The following is a 24,501-nucleotide window of genomic DNA, read 5'->3' on the forward strand; positions in this document are numbered from 1 at the left end:
CAGTCATGACTGGGGTGGCGCGTCGAGCAGTTGCCGCGCGACGTCGACGATGCGCAGGCCCTGGTCCATCGCGCGCTTGCGCAGCGCCGCGTATGCGTCGTGTTCGGACAGCTTGCGCTGGTCCATCAGCAGGCGCTTCGCGCGGTCGATCAGCTTGCGCTCCGCGAGTTCGCGCTCGACGTCGGCAAGCCGGCGGCGCAGCGCGTCGTCGTGCGAGAAGCGGGCGAGCGCGACTTCGAGAATCGGCGCGAGGCGCTCGGCCGACAGCCCTTCGACGAGATACGCGCTGACGCCCGCGCCGACCGCCGCGCGGATCAGCGACTGATTGGCGTCGTGGCTGAACATCAGCACGGGGCGCGGTGCGGTGGCGTGCATCACGGCAAGCTGCTCGAGCGTGTCGCGCGACGGGGAATCGGTATCGATGATCACGACGTCGGGATGCTGCTCCTCGACGGCGGCCGGCAGGCGCGCGGGCGTCGCGACGTCGTTCAGCATCTCGTAGCCGAGGTGCGCGAGCGCGTCGCCGAGCTCGCCGATCGGCTTGTCGGTATCGGTGACGAGCAGCACGCGCAGGCGGGCGGAGGAAGCAGGCGTACTCATGATGCAAACGGCGGCGGCGAAATCGTGGCGCGATGCACGGATCGGGGGCGGTGGCCCCGCGCGGGCATCGTGTCGGTGCCGGGCGCGATGGCCCGGCGGCCGGTGCCGCTGTCTTCATGATAGGTGGGCGGCCGATGCCGCGTGGTGTCGCGCATGCTACGCGGCCCGGGGCAAGGCTGTTTCGATCGCCGCACCCGCGTCCGGCAGGTGCTGCGCGGCCGCTTCGCCGATCGCGCCGCCGACGAGGATCACGGCCGGGCTGCCGAGCCGTGCTTCGTCGATGCCGCGCGCGAGCGCGCCGAGCGTGCCGGTCCAGCGGCGTTCGTCGGGCGTGCCGGCCCATTGCACGGCCGCGGCCGGCGTCGAGGGCGGCAGCGCGGCGAGCAGGCCGGTGGCGATGCTGTCGACGCGGCTCATCCCCATGTAGATCGCGAGCGTGGTGCCGGTTGCGGCGAGCGCCCGCCAGTCTGGCTCGCCATGGTCCTGTCGATGCGCGGTAATGAAGGTGACGCCCTGGCAATGCTCGCGATGCGTGAGCGAGATGCCGAGGCTCGCGGCGGCCGCGAATCCCGACGAGATGCCGTTGACGATCTCGACCGGAATCGCGGCGGCGCGCAGCGTCGCGAGTTCTTCGCCGGCGCGGCCGAACAGCAGCGCGTCGCCGCCCTTGACGCGCACGACGTGCGCGCCGCGCAGCGCGTAGCGGCGCATCAGCTTCTCGATGAATGCCTGCGGCGTGGAGCGGCAGCCGCCGCGCTTGCCGACGCGGATCACGCGTGCCTGCGGCGCGAGTTCGACGATGCCGGGCGCGACGAGGTCGTCGAGCAGCAGCACGTCGGCGGCGGCCAGCGCCTTCACGGCCTTCAGCGTGAGGAGATCGGGATCGCCGGGGCCGGCGCCCAGCAGCGTGACTTTGCCTGTCGTCATGTCGTGTTCCTGTGCCGCCTGCATGCGGCGGTCGATAGCGCGTTGTCTGCGCGGCGGCGGCGGGCGGTCGAAACGCACCGGCATCCGGCCGTGCCGCGCACGGGGGGACACCGTTGTCCTGATCGGCCCGCCGTAAGACGGGCATGGTTTGCGGGGACTGCCCACCGGCGCCGTTGCCGGTGTCATGCATCGGATTCAGCAATATCCGGGCCAACCGGCATGACCCGTCGCACTGGCGCGGCAGGAACGGCGCGCACCGCGCCGCGCGATGGCCCCGTGCATGCATGCAGCCGCCGCGCGGGCAGCCGCAATGCCGCATCGGCGTGCATCGTGCCCCGTCTGCGCGCACCGCGATGTCGCACGGCGACAGTGCTGCAGCGCACCACATCTGTGCTTCGCTGCTTCACCGCGCATCGTGCGTCGCGCGTCGCAGGGCACCGCATGCCGGCCGGCGAGCCTTGTGCGGCGGGGGCGAGGGCCCGATTTGCGGCGACATGGCACGGCGTTTGCGTAAGCTGGTTCGGGCGGATCAACGGCGATTCGTCCGGCAATACCGATTACTAGACGCGCCCGGCAACGGGCTTCATGGGCAACGGCGTCCTACGCATCGGGTCTCGACGAGACCGGGTGCGCAGGACGCCGTTTTTCGTTTGGCGGATGACATGACCGACAAAGCTACCCGTATCGATCTCTTCAGCTTCCGCACCGCGCCGATGCGCGCGTTCCACCTGACGTGGATGGCGTTCTTCGTGTGCTTCTTCGCGTGGTTCGCGTGCGCGCCGCTGATGCCGCTGATCGCGCGCGAATTCCATTTCACCGCGGCGCAGGTCGCGAACATCAATATCGCCGCGGTGGCCGCGACGATCGCCGTGCGGCTGCTGGTCGGCCCGATGTGCGACCGCTTCGGCCCGCGCCGCGTGTACGTCGGCCTGCTGGTGCTCGGCGCGATCCCCGTGTTCGCGGTGTCGTTCACGCACGACTACCTGTCGTTCCTGATCTGCCGGCTCGGCATCGGCGCGATCGGCGCGGGCTTCGTGATCACGCAGTACCACACGTCGGTGATGTTCGCGCCGAACGTGGTCGGCACCGCGAACGCGACGACGGCCGGCTGGGGCAACGCCGGTGCGGGCGCGACGCAGGCGATGATGCCGCTGCTCGTCGCGGCCGGCCTGATCCTCGGCTTCGGCGACGACGCGTCGTGGCGCATCGCGCTGGTCGTGCCGGGCGTCGCGATGCTCGTGATGGCGTGGGCGTACTGGCGCTTCACGCAGGACTGCCCGCAAGGCGACTTCGTCGCGCTGCGCAAGCAGGGCGTGACGGTCGACAGCGGCAAGAAGGGCGGCTGGGCGAGCTTCTTCGCCGCGTGCGGCAACTATCGCGTGTGGATGCTGTTCGTCACGTACGGCGCGTGCTTCGGCGTCGAGGTGTTCATCCACAACATCGCCGCGCTGTACTACGTCGATCACTTCAATCTGTCGCTGAAGGATGCCGGTTTCGCGGTCGGCCTGTTCGGGCTGCTCGCATTGTTTGCCCGCGCGCTCGGCGGCTGGCTGTCGGACAAGATCGCCGCGCGCCGCAGCCTCGACGTGCGCGCGACGCTGCTGTGCGCGCTGATCATCGGCGAAGGGCTCGGGCTGATCTGGTTCTCGCATGCGCAAGGTATCGGCATGGCGCTCGTCGCGATGCTGACCTTCGGCCTCTTCACGCACATGGCCTGCGGCGCGACCTACGCGCTCGTGCCGTTCATCGACCGCAAGGCGCTCGGCGGCGTCGCGGGGATCGTCGGCGCGGGCGGCAACGTCGGCGCGGTGGCCGCGGCGTTCCTGCTGAAGGGCGTCGGCGACGTGCAGCAGACGCTGAGCATGCTCGGCCTCGCCGTCACCGCGACCGCGCTGTGCGCGATGGCCGTGCGCTTCAGCGAAGAACACAAGGCACGCGAGGCCGAGCTGCGCGATCGCGCGCTGGCCGCCGCCAACGCCGCGAACTGACCGACCGAAGGAATCGTCATCATGAAACTCATCGTCATCGGCCACGGGATGGTCGGCCACAAGCTCCTCGAATGCATCGCGGCACAAGCCGGCACGGCGCACGCGCTGCAGGTCACGGTGCTCGGCGAGGAACCGCGCCCGGCGTACGACCGCGTGCACCTGTCGGAATTCTTCGCGGGCAAGTCGGCGGACGACCTGTCGCTCGTCGAACCGGGCTTCTTCGAACGCCATCCGCAGTTCGACCTGCGCCTGAACGCGTGCGTCGCGTCGATCGACCGCGCCGCGCACACGGTCACGCTCGCGTCGGGCGAAACGCTCGCGTACGACAAGCTGGTGCTCGCGACGGGCTCGCGCCCGTTCGTGCCGCCGATGCCGGGTCACGACCGCGCAGGCTGCTTCGTGTACCGCACGATCGAGGATCTCGAAGCGATGCAGGCCTGCGGCACGCACGCGAAGCGCGGCGTGGTGGTCGGCGGCGGGCTGCTCGGCCTCGAATGCGCGAAGGCGCTGCGCGACATGGGCCTCGAAACGCACGTCGTCGAATTCGCGCCGCGGCTGATGGCCGTGCAGGTCGACGACGGCGGCGGCCGGATGCTGCGCGCGAAGATCGAGGCGCTCGGCGTGACCGTGCATACGGGCAAGAACACGCTCGAGATCGTCGACGGCGTGGAAGGCGCGCACCGGATGGCGTTCGCCGACGGCTCGCACCTCGACGCCGACATGATCGTGTTCTCGGCCGGCATCCGTGCCCGCGACGAACTGGCGCGCGCCAGCGGGCTGGACCTCGGCCCGCGCGGCGGCGTCGCGATCGACGATGCGTGCCGCACGAGCGACGCCGACATCTACGCGATCGGCGAATGCGCGGCCTGGAACGGCATGGTGTACGGCCTCGTCGCCCCCGGCTACGACATGGCGCGCGTGGTCGCGAAGCAGCTCGGCGGCGATGCGAACGGCGAGGTCGAGGCCGCATTCGCGGGCGCCGACATGAGCACGAAGCTGAAGCTGATGGGCGTCGACGTCGCGAGCATCGGAGACGCGCACGGCACGACGGCCGGCAGCCGCACCTACCAGTACGCGGACGAGCGCCGCCAGGTCTACAAGAAGCTGGTGGTGTCGGACTGCGGCAAGTTCCTGCACGGCGCGGTGATGGTCGGCGACGCGGCCGAATACGGCACGCTGCTGCAGATGATGCTGAACCGCATCGAACTGCCGGAATCGCCGGAATTCCTGATCCTGCCGTCGTCGGACGGCGCGGCGAAGCCCGCGATCGGTGTCGACGCGTTGCCGGAAGGCGCACAGATCTGCTCGTGCAACAACGTGTCGAAGTCGCAGATCTGCACGGCGGTGGCCGGCGGCGCGACGAGCCTCGGCGCGCTGAAGTCGTGCACCGGCGCCGGCACGTCGTGCGGCGGCTGCGTGCCGCTCGTCACGCAGATCATGAAGGCCGAGATGAAGAAGCAGGGCCTCGCGGTCAACAACCATCTGTGCGAGCACTTCCCGCATTCGCGCCAGGAGCTGTTCCACCTGATCCGCGTGGAGCGCATCACGACGTTCGACGAACTGCTGGCGAAGCACGGCCACGGCCTCGGCTGCGACGTGTGCAAGCCGGCCGTCGCGGGCATCCTCGCGTCGTGCTTCAACGAGTTCGTGCTGAAGAAGGAGCACGCGGGGCTGCAGGATTCGAACGATTACTACCTCGCGAACATCCAGCGCGACGGCACGTATTCGGTCGTGCCGCGCATGGCGGGCGGCGAGGTCACGCCGGAAGGGCTGATCGCGGTCGGCCAGGTCGCGCAGAAGTACGGGCTCTACACGAAGATCACCGGCGGCCAGCGCGTCGACCTGTTCGGCGCGCGCGTCGAGCAACTGCCTTCCATCTGGGAAGAGCTGATCGCGGCCGGCTTCGAGTCGGGCCATGCGTACGGCAAGTCGGTGCGCACGGTGAAGTCGTGCGTCGGCTCGACGTGGTGCCGCTACGGCGTCGACGATTCGGTCGGCCTCGCGATCGACATCGAGAACCGCTACAAGGGCTTGCGCGCGCCGCACAAGATCAAGTTCGGCGTGTCGGGCTGCACGCGCGAGTGCGCGGAAGCGCAGGGCAAGGACGTCGGGATCATCGCGACCGAGAAGGGCTGGAACCTGTACGTGTGCGGCAACGGCGGGATGAAGCCGCGCCATGCCGAACTGCTCGCGTCCGACCTCGACCGCGCGACGCTGATCCGCTACATCGACCGCTTCCTGATGTTCTACGTGCGCACGGCCGACCGGCTGCAGCGCACCAGCGTGTGGCGCGACAACCTCGAAGGCGGGCTCGACTACCTGACCGACGTCGTCGTGCACGACAAGCTCGGGATCGCGGCCGAACTCGAAGCCGACATGCAGCACGTGGTCGACACCTACGAATGCGAATGGAAGAAGGCCGTCACCGATCCGGAAACGCGCAAGCGCTTCCGCCACTTCGTGAACAGCGACGCGCCCGACGCGACCATCGCGTTCGTCGAGACGCGCGGCCAGATCCGTCCCGCGACACCCGACGAGCGCGTGGGTGGCAAGCCCGTTTCGATTCCCGTCGTCGCCGAACTCGCGACGCAGGCCGTGACCGAATCCGCAACCGTTTGACCGTGACCGACACCAGCGTCTTTTCCAAGGAGCCCATCATGAACGATCGTCTTCCCCTGTCCTGGACCCGCGTGTGCCCGCTCGACGACATCGTGCCGAACACCGGCGTATGCGCGCTCGTCAACGGCGAGCAGGTCGCGGTGTTTCACGTCGCGCATGCCGAAGGCGGCGTGTTCGCGATCGACAACGTCGACCCGGTGTCGCACGCGGCCGTGATGTCGCGCGGGCTGATCGGCAGTCTCGGCGAGCGCGTCGTGGTTGCGTCGCCGCTGTACAAGCAGCATTTCGACCTGCGTACCGGCGAATGCCTCGAATCGCCCGAGCAATCGGTGAGCGCGTATCCGTCTCGCATCGAGGACGGTTTCGTGTGGATCGCAGCCTGAGCACCGCGGAGCACGCATGAGCGCCACCCCCGTCAAGAGCGTGTGCCCGTACTGCGGCGTCGGCTGCGGGATGGTGCTGCACGTCGAGGATGGCGAAGTCGTCAAGGTATCCGGCGACGCCGACCATCCGACCAACTTCGGGCGGCTGTGCACGAAGGGCTCGTCCGCGCACGTCGCGCTGCGCCGCTCGGGGCGGCTCGATCGTGCGTTCGTGCGCCGCGCGCGGGAGGACGACCTCGTGCCGCTGCCGGCGCGCGAGGCGATCGCCGAGACCGCGCGGCGCCTGCGCGCGGTGCTCGATACGAACGGGCCCGATGCGCTGTCGTTCTACGTGTCGGGGCAGATGTCGATCGAGGCGCAATACCTCGTGAACAAGCTCGCGAAGGGCTTCGTCGGCACCAACAACATCGAGTCGAACTCGCGCCTCTGCATGGCGAGCGCGAGCACCGGCTACAAGCAGTCGCTCGGCGCGGACGGCCCGCCCGGGTCGTACCAGGACTTCGATCGCGCCAACCTGTTCTTCGTGATCGGCGCGAACATGGCCGACTGCCATCCGATCCTGTTCCTGCGGATGATGGATCGCGTGAAGGCCGGCGCGAAGCTGATCGTCGTCGATCCGCGCCGCACCGGCACCGCCGACAAGGCCGACCTGTTCCTGCAGATCCGGCCGGGCACCGACCTCGCGCTGACCAACGGGCTGCTGCACCTGCTGCATGCGAACGGGCGCACCGACGCCGCGTTCATCGACGCGTACACCGAAGGCTGGGACGCGATGTCCGCGTTCCTCGCCGACTACACGCCCGAGCGCGTGGCCGACATCACGGGGCTCGCGGAAGCCGATATCCGCACGGCCGCGCAATGGATCGGCGACGCACAGGAATGGATGAGCTGCTGGACGATGGGGCTCAACCAGAGCACGCATGGTGTGTGGAACACCAACGCGATCTGCAACCTGCATCTCGCGACGGGCAGGATCTGCCGCGTGGGCAGCGGGCCGTTCTCGCTGACCGGCCAGCCGAACGCGATGGGCGGGCGCGAGATGGGCTACATGGGCCCCGGGCTGCCGGGCCAGCGCTCGGTGGCGTCCGGCGATGATCGCCGCTTCGTCGAGAACCTGTGGCGCGTGCCGGCCGGCACGCTGCGCAAGGACACCGGCAAGGGCACCGTCGATCTGTTCGAACGGATGGCGGCCGGCGACATCAAGGCGTGCTGGATCGTTTGCACGAATCCGGTCGCGACCGTGCCGAACCGGCAGAACGTGATCGCGGGGCTGCAGGCCGCCGAGCTCGTGATCGCGCAGGACGCGTTCCTCGACACCGAGACCAACCGCTACGCGGACATCCTGCTGCCCGGCGCGCTGTGGGCCGAGGGCGACGGCGTGATGATCAACTCCGAGCGCAACATGACGCTGATGCGCGCGGCGGTCGCACCGCCCGGCGACGCGCTGCCGGACTGGCGCATCGTCGCGGAAGTCGCGCGCGCGATGGGCTTCGGCGATGCGTTCGACTATGCGTCGGCGGCCGACGTGTTCGACGAGATCGTGCGTTTCTCAAATCCGGCGACCGGCTACGACCTGCGCGGCGCGAGCCACGCGGCGCTGCGCGACGGTCCGGTGCAATGGCCGGTCGCGCCGGGCACCGCGCGCGACCGGCATCCGGTCCGCTACCTGAACGACGGCGTGAGCCAGACGCCACGCGCAGCCGCCGACGGTAACGACGTGCCGCGCCTCGCGTTTCCGACGCCGTCCGGCAAGGCGCGCTTCTTCGCGCGGCCGCACGTCGCGCCGGCCGAGCTGCCCGACGACACGTTCCCGATCGTGCTGAACACCGGCCGGCTCCAGCATCAATGGCACACGATGACGAAGACGGGCAAGGTCGCGATGCTCAACAAGCTGAACCCGCGCCCGTTCGTCGAACTGCATCCGGACGACGCGCGCGCGCTGGGTATTGCCACGAGGGACAGCGTCGAGATCCGCTCGGCGCGCGGCCGCGCGGTGCTGCCGGCCGTCGTGACCGAGCGCGTGCAGCGCGGCAACTGCTTCGCGCCGATGCACTGGAACGACGTGTACGGCGACGATCTGTGCATCAACGCGGTGACGAACGACGCGATCGATCCGGAATCGCAGCAACCCGAACTGAAATATTGCGCGGTCGCACTGACGCGCGTCGACACGGACGCGTTCGCCTCGACCGGCGACGACACGGCGCGCGCCGACGCATGCGTGGACGATGCACCGCCCGCGCATGCGATCGCGATCGCGCCGATCACGGCTTCACAGGAATCCGACATGGCAGACCTCGACACTTTTGCGGCCGCGCTCGGCGTGGCCGATCTCGCGCCGCCGCCGCTGACCGATGCGGAGCGCCTGTACGTGGCCGGCCTCGTCAGCGGGCTGAAGGCGAGCGCCGGCCGGCGCGAAGGCAGCGTGCCGGTGCTGCCGGCCGGCGCGCCGCTCGCGCCGCCGGTGCGGTTCTGGCTCGACGGGATGCTGGCCGGGTTGTTCAGCCGCACGTTCCCCGCGGGTGCGCCCGTTGCCGCGGCGCCCGCGCTGCCGGCGGAAGCCGCCGCGCCCGGCGGCGTGCGGATCGTGCGCACGCGCCCGAAGGTCGTGCTGCTGTGGGCATCGCAGACCGGCAACATCGAATCGCTGACCGAGGATTACGCGACGCAGCTGATGAACGCGGGCTTCGAGATCCGCACCGCATGCATGTCCGACTATCCGGTCGCGTCGCTGGCCGGCGCGCAATACGTGCTGCTGATGACGAGCACGTTCGGTGACGGCGATGCGCCCGACAACGGCAGCGAATTCTGGGACGCGCTGCAGGCCGGCAGTGTCGCGCGGCTCGACGGCATGCACTTCGCGGTGCTCGCGTTCGGCGATCGCAATTACGACCAGTTCTGCGGACACGGCCGCCGGCTTGATGCACGGCTTGCGGAACTCGGCGCGGCGCGTTTGTGTGCGCGGGTCGACTGCGATGTCGAATTCCAGCGCGATGCCGACCAGTGGCTCGAACGCGTGGTCGCGCGGATCAAGGAGGCCGATGCGGCGCTGCACGCGGTGCCGTCCGCCGGGATGAGCCCGTCGGGGCTGCTGCCGACCAAGGCGCATCCGGCGCCGTCGAAGCTCGTCGCGAACCTGCGGCTCAACCGCCCGGGCGCCGCGAAGGACACGCGCTGCGTGTCGCTGTCGACCGACGGCGCGAATCTCGAATACGAAGCCGGCGACGCGCTCGGCGTGTGGCCGACCAACTGCCCGGAGCTGGTCGACGAGCTGCTGGCCGTCACCGCGCTGAAGGCCGATGCGCCGGTGTCGGTCGCGGGCGTCGGCGACGTGCGTCTCGGCGATGCGCTCGCGCGCCACTTCGACATCACGCGCCCGCATCCGGACACGCTGGCCTTCATCGCATCGCGCAGCACGAACGGCGCACTGAAGGCGCTGCTCGGTGACGAGCGCAAGGCCGATCTGAAGCAATGGTTGTGGGGGCAACAGCTTGCGGATGTGCTGCACGAGTTTCCGGTCGAGCTGTCAGGCACGGAGCTGGTGTCGATGCTCAAGCGCATGCAGCCGCGGCTGTATTCGATCGCGTCGAGCCCGAGCGCGCACCACGGCGAGATCCACCTGACCGTGTCGGCCGTGCGCTATCACAACGGCCGCCGTGCACGCAAAGGCGTGGCGTCGACGTTCCTCGCCGATCGCGCGGACGACGGCCGCGTGCCGGTGTTCGTGCAGAAGTCCGCGCATTTCCGGCCGCCGGTGAACGGCGACGTGCCGGTCGTGATGGTGGGGCCGGGCACCGGCGTTGCGCCGTTCCGCGGCTTCCTGCACGAGCGGCAGGCGCGCGGCGCGCGCGGACGCAACTGGCTGTTCTTCGGCGAGCAGCATGCGCAGACCGATTTCTACTACGGCGACGAGCTGGGCGCGATGCGCGACAGCGGCTTCCTGACGCGGCTCGATCTCGCGTTTTCGCGCGACCAGGCCGACAAGATCTACGTGCAGGACCGGATGCGCGAGCAGGGCGCCGAACTGTACGCGTGGCTGGAGGAGGGCGCGCACTTCTACGTGTGCGGCGACGCCGCGCGCATGGCGAAGGACGTCGATACCGCGCTGAAGGCGGTCGTGGCCGAGCACGGCGGGATGTCGGACGAAGCTGCGAACGACTACGTCGCGCGGCTCGCGAAGGCGCGGCGCTACATGCGGGACGTGTACTGACCACGGGCGTGGTGGAACGAGGGGCGTCGAACGGCACCGCCGTGAGCGGGTGAAGGCGTGACGGGCGAAACCAAAGGTTCGCACAGGATCCGCTCTTGACCGCGCCCAAACAATTGGCACACGGCTCTGGAGCGGTGACTTCGATATCACGAGAGCAAGGAATGTGCTCGCATGACTAAGCTCACCCGTGGCGTATCTATTTCCCGAATGATGCGGACCGTGCTGGATCGCCGTCCAACGAAGGAATTTCAATGATCTGCCAACCTTCGTTTCGCCGGGAAAGAAATTGCATGATCGAGTCGACCGTGACGGTTTGAATCCGGTTCGAGTAACGTAATTCCGAAGGGTGATCGTCAAAGGCGACGTTCGCCTTGAATAGGCGGCCGCCGAGGCGTTTTAGCGCGCCAACCTGCATTTCAGATGGCTTATATCCCGCGAGTCTGAGCCAGGCCTGTGCTTGTTCGCGCGAGTCGACGCTTGCGTCTCTCGCTTCGGTCGCTGCGAGCGTTTCCAGAACCCAGTCATTCGAATTCTGATAGCGAGTGGAAAACGGGTAACCGACGAGACTGTAGCGACTGCTGTGGACCGATCGAAGGGCGCTGGAATTCTGGAACCGCTGCAGCAGCTTGTCACCGACTTCACGGGGCGGAATGATGGCCACGGAATCGTAGCTGAAGAGGTCATCAAGGAAGAAGTTGCCTAAGCCTTGGTACCACAGATCCGACTCGGCCGTGTTGCAGGCATTGAGCAGGTGGACAACGCGCCGGGGCGCGTCCGGACTTATCCGATAAATGAAGCCGACGTGGCTGTACTTGAGATTGTAAGCTGACAAGTCCTGTCCGACGCGACCCAACAAGGCGACGTTATCGTGTCGCTGGTCCAGGACGTTCGTGACGTTAAGTGCCGTTTGCATGGCCTTGCTGACCATAGCGGGGGACAATGGCGCCTCATCGCAGCTCTGGCCAGCACTCGCAAGTAGCGGTGCGGATAGCGTAGCCAAGAGGCAAGGGATATGCAGACGCCGGAAAATTGATGGAGACCTCATTGAGCCTCCGTGCCGGGAACTCGAGCGTTGTAGAGTAGTGCTTCACCGACCTTGTTCGGGATAAAGGCCAGCAGCTTTCCCGACGCGATCAGAAGCGTACCGGTTGATTCGGCCACTGCGCGCACCGTCGTGCCGACCGAAATACCGAGCTTTTCGAAGCTTGCGCGCGCGAGATTGATCGATACTTTTCCCGCTCCGCTCGACGCATCTAGGATGACCTCAACGGAATCCTTCGTGCCCTCGCCAATGCCGGTCACGACAAACGCACTGCCCATGCCAGCCAAGGTAGAACCTGCTACGGGGTTTTCACCTCCGACGCTACCTGCGACACTTACAGCGGGCGCGGCCAGTATGGACATTGTGCCAACAGCCACTGCTTCCGAGTTCCCCATCGTGGTTGTCGATTGGGCATGGGCGTTGGTGATCGTCAGGGTGGACGATATCAAAATTGAGAGGACTACTTGTTTTCCAAATGAATTGCGGATTTTTGCTGATTTCATTTTCTCCCTTTCTGAGAAAGGCTGAAGCACTTGTTGTTGTTCGTCACGGTCGAGAGCCGTCGGTTTCTTCCCACTGTGAGAGAAGCTCGGCTGGGATTGCTGTGACGACTTCGGCGTAAGGCTTGCCGACGAACCGCTCCGCACGCTTGAGCAACACAGGAATCGGGCTGCTCGGTTCGTGGGTCTCGAACCACGTTCGTGCCGTGCGAATCAGAGTAAGCGCCGCCTGGCGGTCCGCCGGAGCGGATCTCGGTTGGGCCGTTATGGGTTTGGTGGCGCTAACCGTTCTGTCATTCACCGGTTCGAGCTGCGCTGACGCATCATTTCCTGATGATTCGCTGGAGGCCGACGTGGGATCGCGGGATTCTTCCAACTGCTCGACTGCGTTCGCCGGCGCAGGCGCACTCAATATGCCGAGTAGCCGCGTGAGCGACGACAGATCTGGCAGGTACCCTTCGAGATGACGGGCGCACCACGCAGCGATCGCAGCGAGATGCGTAATCGCATCGTCAAAGCCCACCATCACTTCGGGCTGCTGCATGCGCACATCCAGCAACTGCTGCGTGACGGACTCGGGCGCGAGGGCATCGGCGGGGCGAGGATGCGCAAAGGCACGTTCGACATCACGCACCTGCAGTCGCGCGAGCGTCGATTTCGAAAGCACGATCTCGCGCACGTCGGCGAGCAGTCCGTCCGGATCGGCGAGCGCCTGTAGCGCATTCATCCGCATTTCACGTGCGGCGTCACGCCCCCCGTCGACATCGGGCTGTGGATGCATCTGTCCGGCGAACCCGTCGAGCCAGGCGGCCAGCCATCCCGTGCCATCTGCAAGACCTGCTGCACCGGCGAGCCGCGTGCGGCATCGCGTATACAGGATGGCGACCCGAATATCCTTCGTCCGCAGCATGAGCCGTTGGCAGTCGCGTTCAAGCTCGCTCCAGTTGACGGGATCGGGTGCACCGACGAACGCGCCGTACTGCACGTCCTGTCTGGGCGCCGCACTCGCGAACAGCACCACGAAATCGTGGTCGTATTCGAGGTCCGGGCCGCAGGGCATGGAATCGCTTACGGGCGCGAGCCAGTCGTGATGCCCTGCATTTTTCAAGGAGCCTTTGCCGGATACGGACTGTCGGGCTGACTGCTTTTTGATCATGGTCGATTGTCGGATTCAGTAGTGTGCTGTTCGAAATGCCTCATATAACGTTCGGGTTCGAATCGCATGCCGGTAATCGGCCGATCGGGTCTGGGGTGCCCCAGCCATCCGGACCATCCCATGCGTTGCTGGCCGCCCATGACGGCCGGCGGCGCGCTTTCCGGCTTGATGCGCAGTTCGAGTTCCCATTCCAGTTCGTAGCCGACGAACGTTCGCACCCATTCGACGAGACGCGGCAGATCCTCGCCTTGCGGCGTGAAGCGCAGATACGCGTCGAGATCGATGGGGCCGATCACGATGCGGAACCGGTGTTGACGGTCCGGCGCCACGCGACCGAGCATCGCGGCTTGTCCCATCGTCGCGGCGGGACCCGGTCGGCCCATGCGTCCTTGATCGGCCGCGTCGATTTCGATCCAGTGGAATACGTTTTCCTCGATCGCGACCGGCACGCCGAAGTAGTGTTCGAGTGTGGCGCGAAGTCCGTCCGAGTTGCGCGACTCGCGTACAAGATGCGCGGACGCTGCCAGTCGTGCGTGCGAGGGCAGGGGGCGCCGCCCGATTTCGGCGGTATCGTGGCCCGTGAGGCTCGCAATGTAGAACGAAAACCGCTCGTCGTCTTTCCGGTCGAGGCCGGCAGTCGACTGTGCCGACGCCCATGCGCGATAGAACAGCGTCAGGAACCGGTGATGGAAGATGTCGAAGAAGTCGACCGTCGTCGTGTCGCGGCGGCCCTCTTCGCGTTCGCGTGCCCATTCGGTCACATGGATCGGCAGCGGCCCGTTGGGCCCGAGCATGCCGAGTCCGAAGAGTCGCACCTTGAGCCGTCCCGCCGCTTCCTGGACGCTGGCGATTTCGCGCGGCGCGAAAGCGAGACTCGGTTGTTGTCCGAGCCGGAACGGCTCGGCCTGCGGTCGGCGCGCGGTGCCGACCGGGTCGACCGCGGGGTTTGCGGCGACGCGTCGCAGCAGCGACAGGAACCCGAAGCGCCACGGCTCGATTTGAAGACTTTCTAGCAGGTCGGGCGAAAGCGTGCTGTCGCGCACGAGCGCCGGCAAGGTGGCACGTTTCATCACAGCACTCCACGTGTCCCGGTGCGCACGGGCCAGCGCGCGATACGGCCGCGCTGCATCGAATGCAATTCGGTCTGCGTGAAGCTGTTGATCGAGACGTGCCGCGCCAGCCAATGCTCGAGAATCGTACCGAATAGATAGGGGCTCACGCCGGAGAAACCTGTCTCGTCGACCGTTACCGCACACTCGATGCCACGCCCGAACGTCATCGGACCCGTGCCCGGCAGCTTGCGTGTTACCGGGCGCGTCTTGACGCCGACGAGGCTTTCGACTTGTCGCAGATGTTCGTTGTTGTCGTTCGAAATGGTTAGGCGCAGCAGGTCGCGCAGTCCTTGTCCACCATCACGATGATCGAGACCTTCGAGTGGCAGATAGTTGAAGTTGAGCTGGCGGATCAGCCGCCACGCCATCTCTCGCTCCGCATACGGCGCTTTCGGCGGACTCGGCGGTCGAATGAGACCGATGCTCTCGACTGGCGCGGACTCCTCGGTTGCCAGGTCACGCACGCCGTTGCGTGGCACGAGCGTGGCGAGATCCCGATTCGTAAGTAGCGCATCGACTGACAGGAAACGGATGTCCTCGCCATACGGGGCCTCGTTTTGGTCAACCAGCGAGAGAAACACTTCGGTGCCGACATACGGGGTCCGCGTGCCGTAACGGCGCGCCGAATCGGACACGAGCCGCCGTTCGCGCCGTGTCGAGAAGTACCGCCCGTGATTGCCTTCGTCGTTGTTCAGCGTCTGATACAGCGGACGGAATTCCAGTTCGTTCGAGGTTGCTGAGACCTGTCCATGCACGGTCTCCACCGAGAACACTTCGTAGTCGAGCGGTGCGAGTCGGGCGGGCACCAGATGAGACTCGGTCTCGCGGGGGGAAATCTCGATGCGGTCGGTATGTCGTTTGAAGAGGTTGACAACGGGCGTGCAGAACAGCGCGAAGCGCGACGCATCGACGAGGTTTGCGAGCTGGCCCGGTGCCCGGTCGAGCAGCACGACGATTTCGACCTCGCGACCGTTCACGCGGGATAGTCCTTCGGCAAGACCGTTGAGTGCGAAGAACCAGAATCGTGCCGGGCATGCGAAGTATTCGTGCAGCAGGTTGTGTCCGTGAAACTTCGTCCAGGTGAGTGGCAGCAAGTTCTGATCGGTGCGCAAGCCCTCGTGTTCGACCGCACCGTGAGTCACGGCGGCGGGAGAGCGGCCCGGTCCACCGAATTAGCCGGGCGCGGCAATCACGGATGCGATGCCGGCAACGTGCAGCAACTCGAACAGGTGCGAGGCGACCTGTTCGTCGCCGGCCAGATACACGGGCAGCCGGTCGAGCGCCTTCAGATCGGCGATGCGCACGTCGCCTGTCGTCGCCAGCCGCAGTCGCAATGCGCCGCGCACCTGTCGGTCAGGCGGGACGTAGCGGTCGAGCGCCGGGATGTCGGGCGGAATGCCCGTCAGGCGCGCATCGGTGATCGTGAGCGGCCAGAGCGTGACCTCCTGCCCGCTCGTAAACTGGCAAGCGGTTTTTTCGCCATCGGGAACCCGTGCCTTGAACGACGTGCCGCGCGCGATACGGTAGCCTGCGGCCAGATTGCCTTCGGCCTGACCGGGGTACAGGCGCGCGACCGCGATCGACGGCGTGGGCGCGACGTAATTCGGGTAGATCACTTCCAGCAGGCGCCCCGTGAAGCGCGGAAACTCCGCATCGAGCTTGAGCTGCATGCGCGCGGCCATGAAGCAGAACGACTCGATCAGGCGCTCGACGTAGGGGTCCGCCACTTCGCCGGCCTGCATGCCGAGCCGGCGCGCGATTTTCGGGTGCGCGTGTGCGAACTCGGTGGCGAGTTCGCGCATGTAGATGAGTTCCTGGTTGTAATAGTCGAGTAGTCGAGGGTCCATCGGAAAGGTCTCGTTTTGTTGTTATGCCGTGCCTACCCGGAGCGCATGCCGGTGATCTGGATCTCGCTTGTCTCGAGATCGAGCGAGCTCTGCACCATGAATTCGAGCGGATACGGGTCCATGTGAACCAGGCCGCGCACTTCGAACGCGAGCACATTGTGATGGCCGCTGGCGTCGTCACCCTGACGGGGCGACACTACCAGCGAATCGGCGATCAGCCGCGGCTCGAAATCGGTGATGGCCTGCCGGATCATCCGCTCGATGTCGTTCCACTGGCGCGACGCGAGAAAGGTGCCCGCGAGTGGCGGCACGCCGAAATTGACGGTCGACGCGGCCGCTTGCGGGTGGCGTTCGCGCTCGATCCGGTCTCCCATGCTCGTCGTGTTGAGCAGATAGGCGAGATCGCGCTGGACGATGTCGCGCATCTGTTTGCGCGTGACGGCATATTCTTCGGGGGCTTCGACGAGCCGATGCGGTGCGTCGTCGCGCAGCCGGTCGAGCAAGGTCGGCATCAGATGCGCGTTTGCCCGCCGCGGCGGGCGCGCGACGAGCGAGTTGTCCTGCGTGGGATGCCGCTTGCGCTCAGTCATCGATCGGCGCTCCAGTGGTGGCACCGTCCGCTACACGCGAGCCGAACTGCGCGTGTGCCAGTTCGAAGAGACTGAAATCACCCTGATCCGTTGTCCAGGTTTTTTGTCCGATCGCGATGACGGAGGTCTGTCCAGCCTCATGCCAGGCTGTTTCGCGCCCCAGACGCAGTGCATCGGTAGCGGCCCCAGAGCCTGGGTAGCGGGCCGCCATGAAGCCATGCACGGCGCTGCCGTCGGTCAGGGTCAGCACACACGGCGCCCAGACGAGATCGATGAGGTTCGCAGGTGGTGCCACGCGCCACGCGGCAAGATCGGCGAACGGTATCCATCGGTAGTGCCCGGCCGTCATGACCTCGCACACCGGGCCGAAACGCGAATCGCTGTCGGCGATCCAGCTTGTGTCCCCGAGGGGCGTGCGCGCTGCGATGAGCGGTGCCACATCGAAGGCTTTTTTTCGCGCTTCGTCGGCGCGTTCGCGGTGCCCCTGGCCAGCAAGTCGCAGTGCGAATGCGAGTTCCATGACCCACGGAGCCGGTTCGAGGACGAATCCAGGGCGTTCGTGTCCCACGACAACCTTCTGTCGCCAGCGCTCGGCCCGGATCAGGTCACGATAAACCTGTGCGGCCTGCGCCTGTTGCGGTTCAAGCTTCGCCCACGTCTGCAGTTGAATCACGGCGCGTGCCCAGTCGCCCGTTACGCAGAGCCACTGGAACAACGCCCACCGATGGGCGGCGCAGGTCGGCTGCGCGCGAATATGCGATTCGATCCGCTCGATCTGCACGGCGATCGGCAGGTTGTCTTGGCCGTGGCCACGCAGTGCTTCGGCAGCTAATGGCATTTTCATGCGTCGTCTTTGCGTACCGGCGCGGCCAGCGGACTATCGACCGACAGCGCGTGATGCTCGCGCCGGGTGAGCGCGGGTGGCAGGGCTGGCGCGCGGTGGGCCTCGGCCGCATGGAATTCGGGAGGTGCAAAGACGCGCAACACCTCCGGCACGGGCTCGATCTCCAAGTCGGACAAGACACTTTGCTCCAGACGTCCGAAGGCGTCTTCCAGGTTGCGCTTGCCTGACAGCAACATTTCGATGGAATCGGGGCGAGCAGGGTTTGCCGGTGCCGGCCGGACGTCGTGCGAATCGGGCGTGACTGAGGCAAGAGGTGTTGCCGGCGAATCCAGCCGTTCGCCCCTTGAGTCGGAAAGGGCGGTGTGTGGGTTCGTCAGCGCGCGCCAGTACTGCGCGTGAAGCGTTTCGACGAGGTCGTCGGTGCGCTTGGGAAATGACATAGCCTGCGACTCCGTACCGCTCTTCCTCCGCGCGGCATCCGCAGTAACGCCGTGGCTGCTGATCAGATCGAGGATCGACGTATTGCTGCCCGCGCGATCCGATGAATCGAGCAGGAGAAAGTCCGCGCTGCTCTCCTGCTTTTCGGAATCGCACGGCCCGTTACGCAATACGGGCTCGGTGAGAGAGGCGTCAGGTCGACGGCGCCACGGCAAGCGGAATGAACGCATGGATAGATATTTTCTAATGGATTCCAGATTCTAACCGCGAGGGATCGCATTAAGTTCATTCAAATGGTGGGTGTCGCCATTTTAAATAATGATCGTCGTTTAATCTCGAAATATTAAATATATCAAGATATGAAAAAATGCTCTCCGCGGAGAGGGAGTTTATATTGTGATATCGCTTAAGTTTCTGGTAATTGTTAAGAAATGTTCACGTTTATTGATGAATTTACCTTTTATATCAATAGGTTGTTGATTGAAGTATTCGTGTAATTGGTGATTTTGCGCTATGTGAGCGGCGAAGGTGGAATGTCTTTGGTGGCACGCGGAAGGATGTAATTCGGTGCGGGCTTGCTCATTGATATGGGTTGACGGCGGCGAAAATTAATTGGAATAATGCGTCGCCTGAGAGGCTTTCACTTTGTTTTGGTGTGAAGCGCGGCAGTAGACCAATGTCACATGAATGGGATTCCTGATCGCTCAGGTCAGAGCCAGGAAATACCGAATAAACAACAAGAAGGTTCGCATGACGATTTCACGCCAGGCGTTGTTCGGCAAGCTCGGGGTTCGGCTCTACCGCAGCATCGAATCGGCGACGCAATTCTGCAAGCTGCGCGGGAATCCATACGTGGAGCTCGTCCACTGGTTGCATCAGCTCCTGCAGCAGCCCGATAGTGATCTGCATCGCATCGTGCGGCACGCTGGCATCGAGCGCGACGCGCTCGATCGCGACTTTGCGCGGGCGTTGGCTGTACTGCCGGCTGGCGCCAGTTCCATCAGCGACTTTTCCTGGCACATCGAGACGGCGATCGAACGCGCGTGGGTGCTCGCCACATTGAGTCATGGCGATCGCCGTGTGCGTGGCGCGTGGCTCGTTGCTGCGCTTGTCTCGACGCCCGAGTTGAGGCGTGTTCTGCTGTCGATCTCTCCAGCGTTCGGCAAGATCCCTGTCGACGGACCGGGCAACGAGCTGCCCGCATGGGTCGACGGCTCGCCCGAAGCCACCGATGCGCCGTACGACCACAGCGATTTTTCGGCTGCAACGCCGGGCGAGGCATCCAGCGCAATGCCAGTCGAATCGAAGGGCGGTTCGCTCGATCAGTATTGCGCCGACCTGACAGCGCGCGCTCGCGCGGGCGAGATCGATCCGGTCATCGGCCGTGAGCTCGAGATTCGCACGATGATCGACGTGCTGCTGCGCAGACGGCAGAACAATCCGCTGGTCACGGGGGAGGCCGGCGTCGGCAAGACGGCCGTCGTGGAAGGACTGGCGCATGCGATCGCATCGGGCAATGTGCCGCCGAAGCTTGCCGATGTGCGGCTGCTGTCGCTCGACGTTGGCGCACTGCTCGCCGGCGCGAGCATGAAAGGGGAGTTCGAGGCGCGTCTGAAAGGGCTGCTCGAAGCCGCTGCAAAATCGCCGGCACCGGTGATCCTCTTCATTGACGAGATTCACACGCTGATTGGCGCCGGCGGACAGGCGGGCACGGGCGATGCCGCCAATCTGCTGAAACCCGCGCTTGCGCGTGGCACGATCCGTACGATCGGCGCGACGACCTGGGCCGAGTACAAGCGCCACATCGAGAAGGATCCGGCGCTTACGCGACGCTTCCAGGTGCTGCAGATCGCGGAGCCGTCCGAGGCTGCTGCGGTCGATATGGTGCGCGGGCTTGTGCAAACGTTTTCCCGGCATCACGGCGTCGTGGTCCTCGATGAAGCGATTCGTGCGGCGGTGACGCTCTCGCACCGTTACATCCCGTCGCGTCAGTTGCCGGACAAGGCCATCAGCCTACTTGATACCGCTTGTGCGCGCGTGGCGCTGTCGCAGCATTCCCCGCCGCGCGAGCTGGATGACGCGCGCCAGCGTCTTGCGGCCGCGCGCGCCGAGGAAACCTTGCTCGTACAAGAAACCCGCATCGGTCTGGATGTCGACAGGGCATTGGCGGGCGTGAGAGCGCGCATCGATACATTGGCGACCGAAGAGGCCGCAGTCGAGCATCGCTGGCGAGCACAGGCGACGGCCGCGGAGGCGTTGCTGGCCGCGCGCGAGGCCATTGGGCCCGACGACGGCGAAACCCCACGGGCCGAGGCGGCGATTCCCAAGCTGCGCGAATTCGAATACGCGCTCGCTGTGCTGCAAGGCGATGCGCCGCTCGTCTTCCCCGAAGTCGACGAGGCGATCGTCGCGGAAATCGTCTCCGACTGGACCGGCATACCGGTCGGCCGCATGGTGACCGACGAGGTCGCGGCCGTGCGCACGCTGCCCGACACGTTGGAGGCGCGCGTGATTGGTCAGACCGACGCGCTGCGTCAGATTGGCGAATGCGTGCAAACCGCGCGTGCTGGTCTGACCGACCCGAAGAAACCGCTCGGCGTATTCCTGCTCGCCGGTCCCTCGGGCGTCGGCAAGACGGAAACCGCGCTGGCGCTGGCCGAAGCACTGTACGGCGGTGAACAGAACCTGATCACGATCAACATGAGCGAGTATCAGGAGGCGCACACCGTCTCGGGCCTGAAGGGCGCGCCGCCGGGTTATGTCGGTTACGGCGAGGGCGGGGTGCTGACCGAAGCGGTGCGCCGCCGTCCGTATTCGGTCGTCCTGCTCGACGAGATCGAGAAGGCCCACCGCGATGTGCGCGAAATGTTCTTCCAGGTACTACACGCATCATGGCATGTCGACGACCGAGGACGTCAATGTGTCCGTCTCGGAAACGGCAAAGCCGGCAACCGGCGTTCCGGGTAAGGACGGCGCCGATGGCCAGCCGGCTGGAGAGGCTAAAGGCGACGCGAAGCGGAATGAGGCATCGCAATCGAAAGCTGCCGCCGTGTCGACAGCCAGCGTCCATGTCGTTCCGCCCGGTCAAGGTGCGGGTGAACGCCGACAGAAGATCGATCGCGCGGAATGGCTTGGATTTCTGGGCATGCTGCGCCGGCATCGGCCTCGCGCGCCGATCAACGGCGCGTTGCTGACGATCGATCTTGCCACGTTGGCAGGCGCCGACGAACAGGCGCGTGTGGCGGAGGCTGCCGCGTTGCGCGCGCGGCTGGCGGAACTGAGGCAGGAGCTGGGTATTCGTTTCCCTGTCTACGTGATGGTCACGAAGATGGATCGTCTGACGGGCTTCGCCGAGTATTTCGGGACGCTGACGGCCGAGGGGCGGGCGCAGGCGTGGGGCTTCACGCTTCCGTATGGCAAGGAAACGGTTGCGAAGGAAGGGCTGCGCGCCCGCTGCCAGGCGGAACTCGCAGAACTCGCGCAACGGCTTAGCGGTTCGATCGATACGCATCTGCAGGATGAGTACGATTCGCGCAAGCGCCGATCGCTTGCCGCTTTGCCCGAGGAGTTTGCTGCGCTGCTCGGACCGCTGCTCGACTTGATCGACCGGGTGTTTCTCGACTCGCGTTACGACGATACCCAGCTCCATTCGACTTTGCGCGGTGTGTACTTCACGAGCGCTCGACAACGGGACAACGAGCTCGCTGTGGAGCGCCGTACAGTCGTTCAACGTCTTCTGTCGACTCAGGACCACGCTGCCGCTTCGCCGGCGCGTGCCGAGGGCAACCAGGGTTTCTTCCTGCATGACCTCCTGACTCGTGTCGTGTTCCCGGAAGCGCATCTGGTGAGCCCCAACCTGCGCTGGGAATATCGTTACCGGCTTTTACGTCTGATCGGCCACGCATTGGCCCTGTTGTTGTTCGTGTGGCTGGCAATTGGCCTGCGCGCGAGCTTTGGCCACAACAACGACTATCTCGATGCGGTCGGCCGCAAGGTGCAGGCGCTCACGGCTCGCGTCACCCAGCTCTACAAGGAACCGAAACCGGAAGCCGTGCCTGACACGCTGACCGAGGCACGCTATCTGCCGACCTTCCCGGGGCTCGACCTGTCCGATCCGGACAGCGCGTGGCGCTACGGCCTCTACACGCCGGCAGACATTGCAACCGAAAGTCGCCACACCTACGACGCCCTCGAAGACAACCTGCTGTTGCCGCAGATCGTGCACCGTCTCGAAGACGTCATGTCCGGTGCAATTGCCAACAGGGATCCAAAGACCGCCTACGATGCGCTGCGCGTATACCTGATGTTGTACGACAAGGCGAAGTTCAATGCCGCGGACGTCAAGGCCTGGGTGCTCGACGACTGGGCGACGACCGACAGCGCGGCTGTTTTTGGTGGACGTGCGTCGATGATCGACCACATGCAGCAGCTTTTCTCCGGAGAGCGCGTGGTGCAGTCGCCGCTGATCCGCAACGATGCGCTGGTGCAGCAGGCGCGCGCGTTTCTCGACGGCAGCAACGCTACCGATCGCCTTTATCAGCGCGCGAAGGCGGCCATGCTCAAGGAGGCGCCTGATGAGTTTACGTTGCTGCGCGCGGTCGGCCCGCAGGCCGGCACGGTGTTCACGCGAGCGAGTGACGCGCCGTTGTCGCGTGGTGTGTCGGGGCTCTTCACGTTCGATGGTTATCGGAATCTGTTCGACAAGCGATTGCCCGAATTCGTGCAGATCGCGCGAGACGACGATGCATGGGTGATGGGACGCTCGTATCTGGCGGGTTCGTCGGATTCGGCTCAAAAAAAAACGGTTGAGATTGTGAGCAACGCGACCGGTACGGACGATGCGTTGACCGACGCGGTCCGCCGCGAATACCTGATGGAATATGCCCGGCAGTGGGGCGCGTTTCTCAACGACATCCGGACCGTGAGCGGCACGAGCCTTGCGTTCAATCTCAAGGTGCTGCGCAGCTTCGCGGCGCCGGATTCGCCGCTCGTGCGGCTTGCGCGCGCAGCCGTGCACGAGACGACGCTCACGCAGCCGATGGCTGCGTCGGACGGTTCGCTGCTGCAGCGGGCCGCCGATCAGCTCAATCAGAAGGCGGACAAGGCGTTGGGCATTCGGGCGTCGGAACGCGTTGAGCGGGAACTCGTCGACAATCACTTTGCGGCGCTGCGCGAGGTCGTGACAGGGAGTGTGGATGCGCAATCCGATACGCAGCCTGCCGCCACGCAGGCAGACAAGACGGGGCTGGACGGCGTCACCAACCTGCTGAACGACTATTACACGGCGCTCACCGTTGCCGATAATGCGTTGTCGAACAACAGCATGCCGCCGACGAGCGACGTAGCCGCGAAACTGAAAATGACGGCCGACACGATGCCCGCGCCGTTCCGTGCGGTATTGCTGCAACTCGCCGCCGATGGTTCGCGCGAAGTCAATCAGGGGATTGGCCAACTGCTGTCGCGCCAGATGCAGGCGGTGGTCGGCGATACATGCCGGCTGATTGTCGAGGGCAACTATCCGTTTTCACCGGACAGCAAGCGTGACGTCAGCATCGGTGATTTCACCCGGGTGTTTGCGCAGGGGGGCTTGATCGATGACTTCTTCACGAAAACGCTTGCACCGTTTGTCGACACGGCCGCGAAGCCTTGGCGCTACCGGACGCTGCCGGGTGCGACCGAACCCATGCAGGGGCCGGACCTGGAGCCGTTCGAGCATGCCAAGGCAATCCGCGACGTCTTCTTCAACGATCCCGGCCACAAGCAACTGACCTGGAAGGCCGACATCCGGATTCCCGAGCTCGACCCGACGATCATGAGCCTGTCGCTAGACATTGATGGACAGACGACGCTCTATCAACACGGTCCGGTCGCGCCTTTCACGGTCACGTGGCCCGGACCGCGCGGTGGCGTCCACACGGAAATCACGGCCAGTCCGCGGATTCGGCCGGATACGTCGACGATCGCAACGGACGGACCGTGGGCGTTGATGCGCCTGCTCCAGAAGGGGCGTGTGGTGGAGACGGCGACGCCGGGCCGCACACGCGTCGCGTTCAGTTTCGACGGTCGTCAAGCGGCGCTCGACGTCGCGAGCGCCGGGAGTGTCGCGAATCCTCTTACGAGCGACGTGCTCAAAACGTTCCGGTGCCCCAGCATGATGTCGGCGTTCAACCTGCCGGATAGCGGTCCGCCACCAGGGTTGCCGCGAGGCATGGTGCCGGCGAGTGCGGGAAGCGCTTCCCACTGAA

The 24,501-nt window shown here is 65.5% G+C and carries 13 protein-coding genes and 3 pseudogenes; 6 read left to right on the plus strand and 10 right to left on the minus strand.

The window, feature by feature from the left end; genetic code table 11:
* Positions 1-3: 3 nt before the first annotated feature.
* Positions 4-600 (minus strand): ANTAR domain-containing response regulator, encoded by a 597-nt coding sequence (locus tag BX604_RS17520; RefSeq protein ID WP_098551900.1) that lies wholly within the window; start codon positions 598-600, stop codon positions 4-6.
* A gap of 156 nt (positions 601-756) precedes the next feature.
* The gene (cobA, locus tag BX604_RS17525; RefSeq protein WP_098552940.1) at positions 757-1,527 is read right to left on the minus strand and encodes a uroporphyrinogen-III C-methyltransferase; all 771 of its coding nucleotides are present in this window, start codon (positions 1,525-1,527) and stop codon (positions 757-759) included.
* Between the two features lie 662 nt (positions 1,528-2,189).
* Here cobA and BX604_RS17535 point away from each other — a divergent pair.
* Genes BX604_RS17535 through BX604_RS17550 form a run of 4 tightly spaced genes read left to right on the plus strand, consistent with a single transcriptional unit; the run spans position 2,190 to position 10,727 of the window.
* On the plus strand, positions 2,190-3,515 hold the full coding sequence (locus tag BX604_RS17535) for an MFS transporter (RefSeq protein WP_098551901.1): 1,326 nt from the start codon (positions 2,190-2,192) through the stop codon (positions 3,513-3,515).
* 21 nt (positions 3,516-3,536) lie between these two features.
* The gene (gene nirB, locus BX604_RS17540) at positions 3,537-6,134 is read left to right on the plus strand and encodes a nitrite reductase large subunit NirB (RefSeq protein ID WP_098551902.1); all 2,598 of its coding nucleotides are present in this window, start codon (positions 3,537-3,539) and stop codon (positions 6,132-6,134) included.
* 38 nt (positions 6,135-6,172) lie between these two features.
* A complete protein-coding gene (nirD, locus tag BX604_RS17545) occupies positions 6,173-6,517 on the plus strand; it encodes a nitrite reductase small subunit NirD (RefSeq protein WP_098552941.1) in 345 nt (114 codons plus the stop codon).
* Between the two features lie 16 nt (positions 6,518-6,533).
* A complete protein-coding gene (locus BX604_RS17550) occupies positions 6,534-10,727 on the plus strand; it encodes a bifunctional nitrate reductase/sulfite reductase flavoprotein subunit alpha (RefSeq protein ID WP_098551903.1) in 4,194 nt (1,397 codons plus the stop codon).
* 196 nt (positions 10,728-10,923) lie between these two features.
* On the opposite strand, the gene BX604_RS17555 is transcribed toward BX604_RS17550, so the two are convergent.
* The 8 genes and pseudogenes from BX604_RS17555 to BX604_RS17590 all read right to left on the minus strand — a co-directional run bounded on the left by BX604_RS17555 (position 10,924) and on the right by BX604_RS17590 (position 18,486).
* Positions 10,924-11,640, minus strand: a complete 717-nt coding sequence (locus BX604_RS17555) for a DUF2145 domain-containing protein (RefSeq protein WP_257146350.1) — start codon at positions 11,638-11,640, stop codon at positions 10,924-10,926.
* Between the two features lie 128 nt (positions 11,641-11,768).
* Entirely contained in the window at positions 11,769-12,272 is a 504-nt protein-coding gene (locus BX604_RS17560; RefSeq protein ID WP_179894819.1) for a hypothetical protein, read from the minus strand.
* A gap of 43 nt (positions 12,273-12,315) precedes the next feature.
* Positions 12,316-13,425, minus strand: a complete 1,110-nt coding sequence (locus BX604_RS17565; RefSeq protein WP_098551905.1) for an ImpA family type VI secretion system protein — start codon at positions 13,423-13,425, stop codon at positions 12,316-12,318.
* On the minus strand, positions 13,422-14,495 hold the full coding sequence (gene tssG, locus BX604_RS17570; RefSeq protein WP_098551906.1) for a type VI secretion system baseplate subunit TssG: 1,074 nt from the start codon (positions 14,493-14,495) through the stop codon (positions 13,422-13,424). The genes BX604_RS17565 and tssG overlap by 4 nt, the downstream gene beginning before the upstream one ends.
* A pseudogene (gene tssF, locus BX604_RS17575) lies at positions 14,495-16,384 on the minus strand (type VI secretion system baseplate subunit TssF). The gene tssG and the pseudogene tssF overlap by 1 nt, the downstream one beginning before the upstream one ends.
* 32 nt (positions 16,385-16,416) lie before the next feature.
* Positions 16,417-16,974, minus strand: a complete 558-nt coding sequence (gene tssE / locus BX604_RS17580; protein ID WP_098551907.1) for a type VI secretion system baseplate subunit TssE — start codon at positions 16,972-16,974, stop codon at positions 16,417-16,419.
* Positions 16,967-17,818: a type VI secretion system accessory protein TagJ gene (locus BX604_RS17585; RefSeq protein WP_098551908.1), complete on the minus strand. Its 852-nt coding sequence runs from the start codon at positions 17,816-17,818 to the stop codon at positions 16,967-16,969. Before BX604_RS17585 ends, tssE begins: the two co-directional genes overlap by 8 nt.
* Complete coding sequence (locus BX604_RS17590) at positions 17,815-18,486, minus strand: TagK domain-containing protein (protein ID WP_098551909.1); 672 nt, start codon at positions 18,484-18,486, stop codon at positions 17,815-17,817. The genes BX604_RS17585 and BX604_RS17590 overlap by 4 nt, the downstream gene beginning before the upstream one ends.
* Positions 18,487-19,006: 520 nt before the next feature.
* On the opposite strand from BX604_RS17590, the pseudogene tssH reads away from it, so the two are divergent.
* Positions 19,007-21,172 (plus strand): annotated as a pseudogene (tssH, locus tag BX604_RS17595) (type VI secretion system ATPase TssH); the annotation flags it as partial.
* Positions 21,135-24,500: pseudogene (gene tssM, locus BX604_RS17600) on the plus strand (type VI secretion system membrane subunit TssM); the annotation flags it as partial. The pseudogenes tssH and tssM, both read left to right, overlap by 38 nt.
* Between the last annotated feature and the right edge of the window lies 1 nt (position 24,501).

Source organism: Burkholderia sp. JKS000303, from assembly GCF_002563755.1.
Taxonomy (GTDB): Bacteria; Pseudomonadota; Gammaproteobacteria; order Burkholderiales; family Burkholderiaceae; genus Burkholderia; species Burkholderia anthina_B.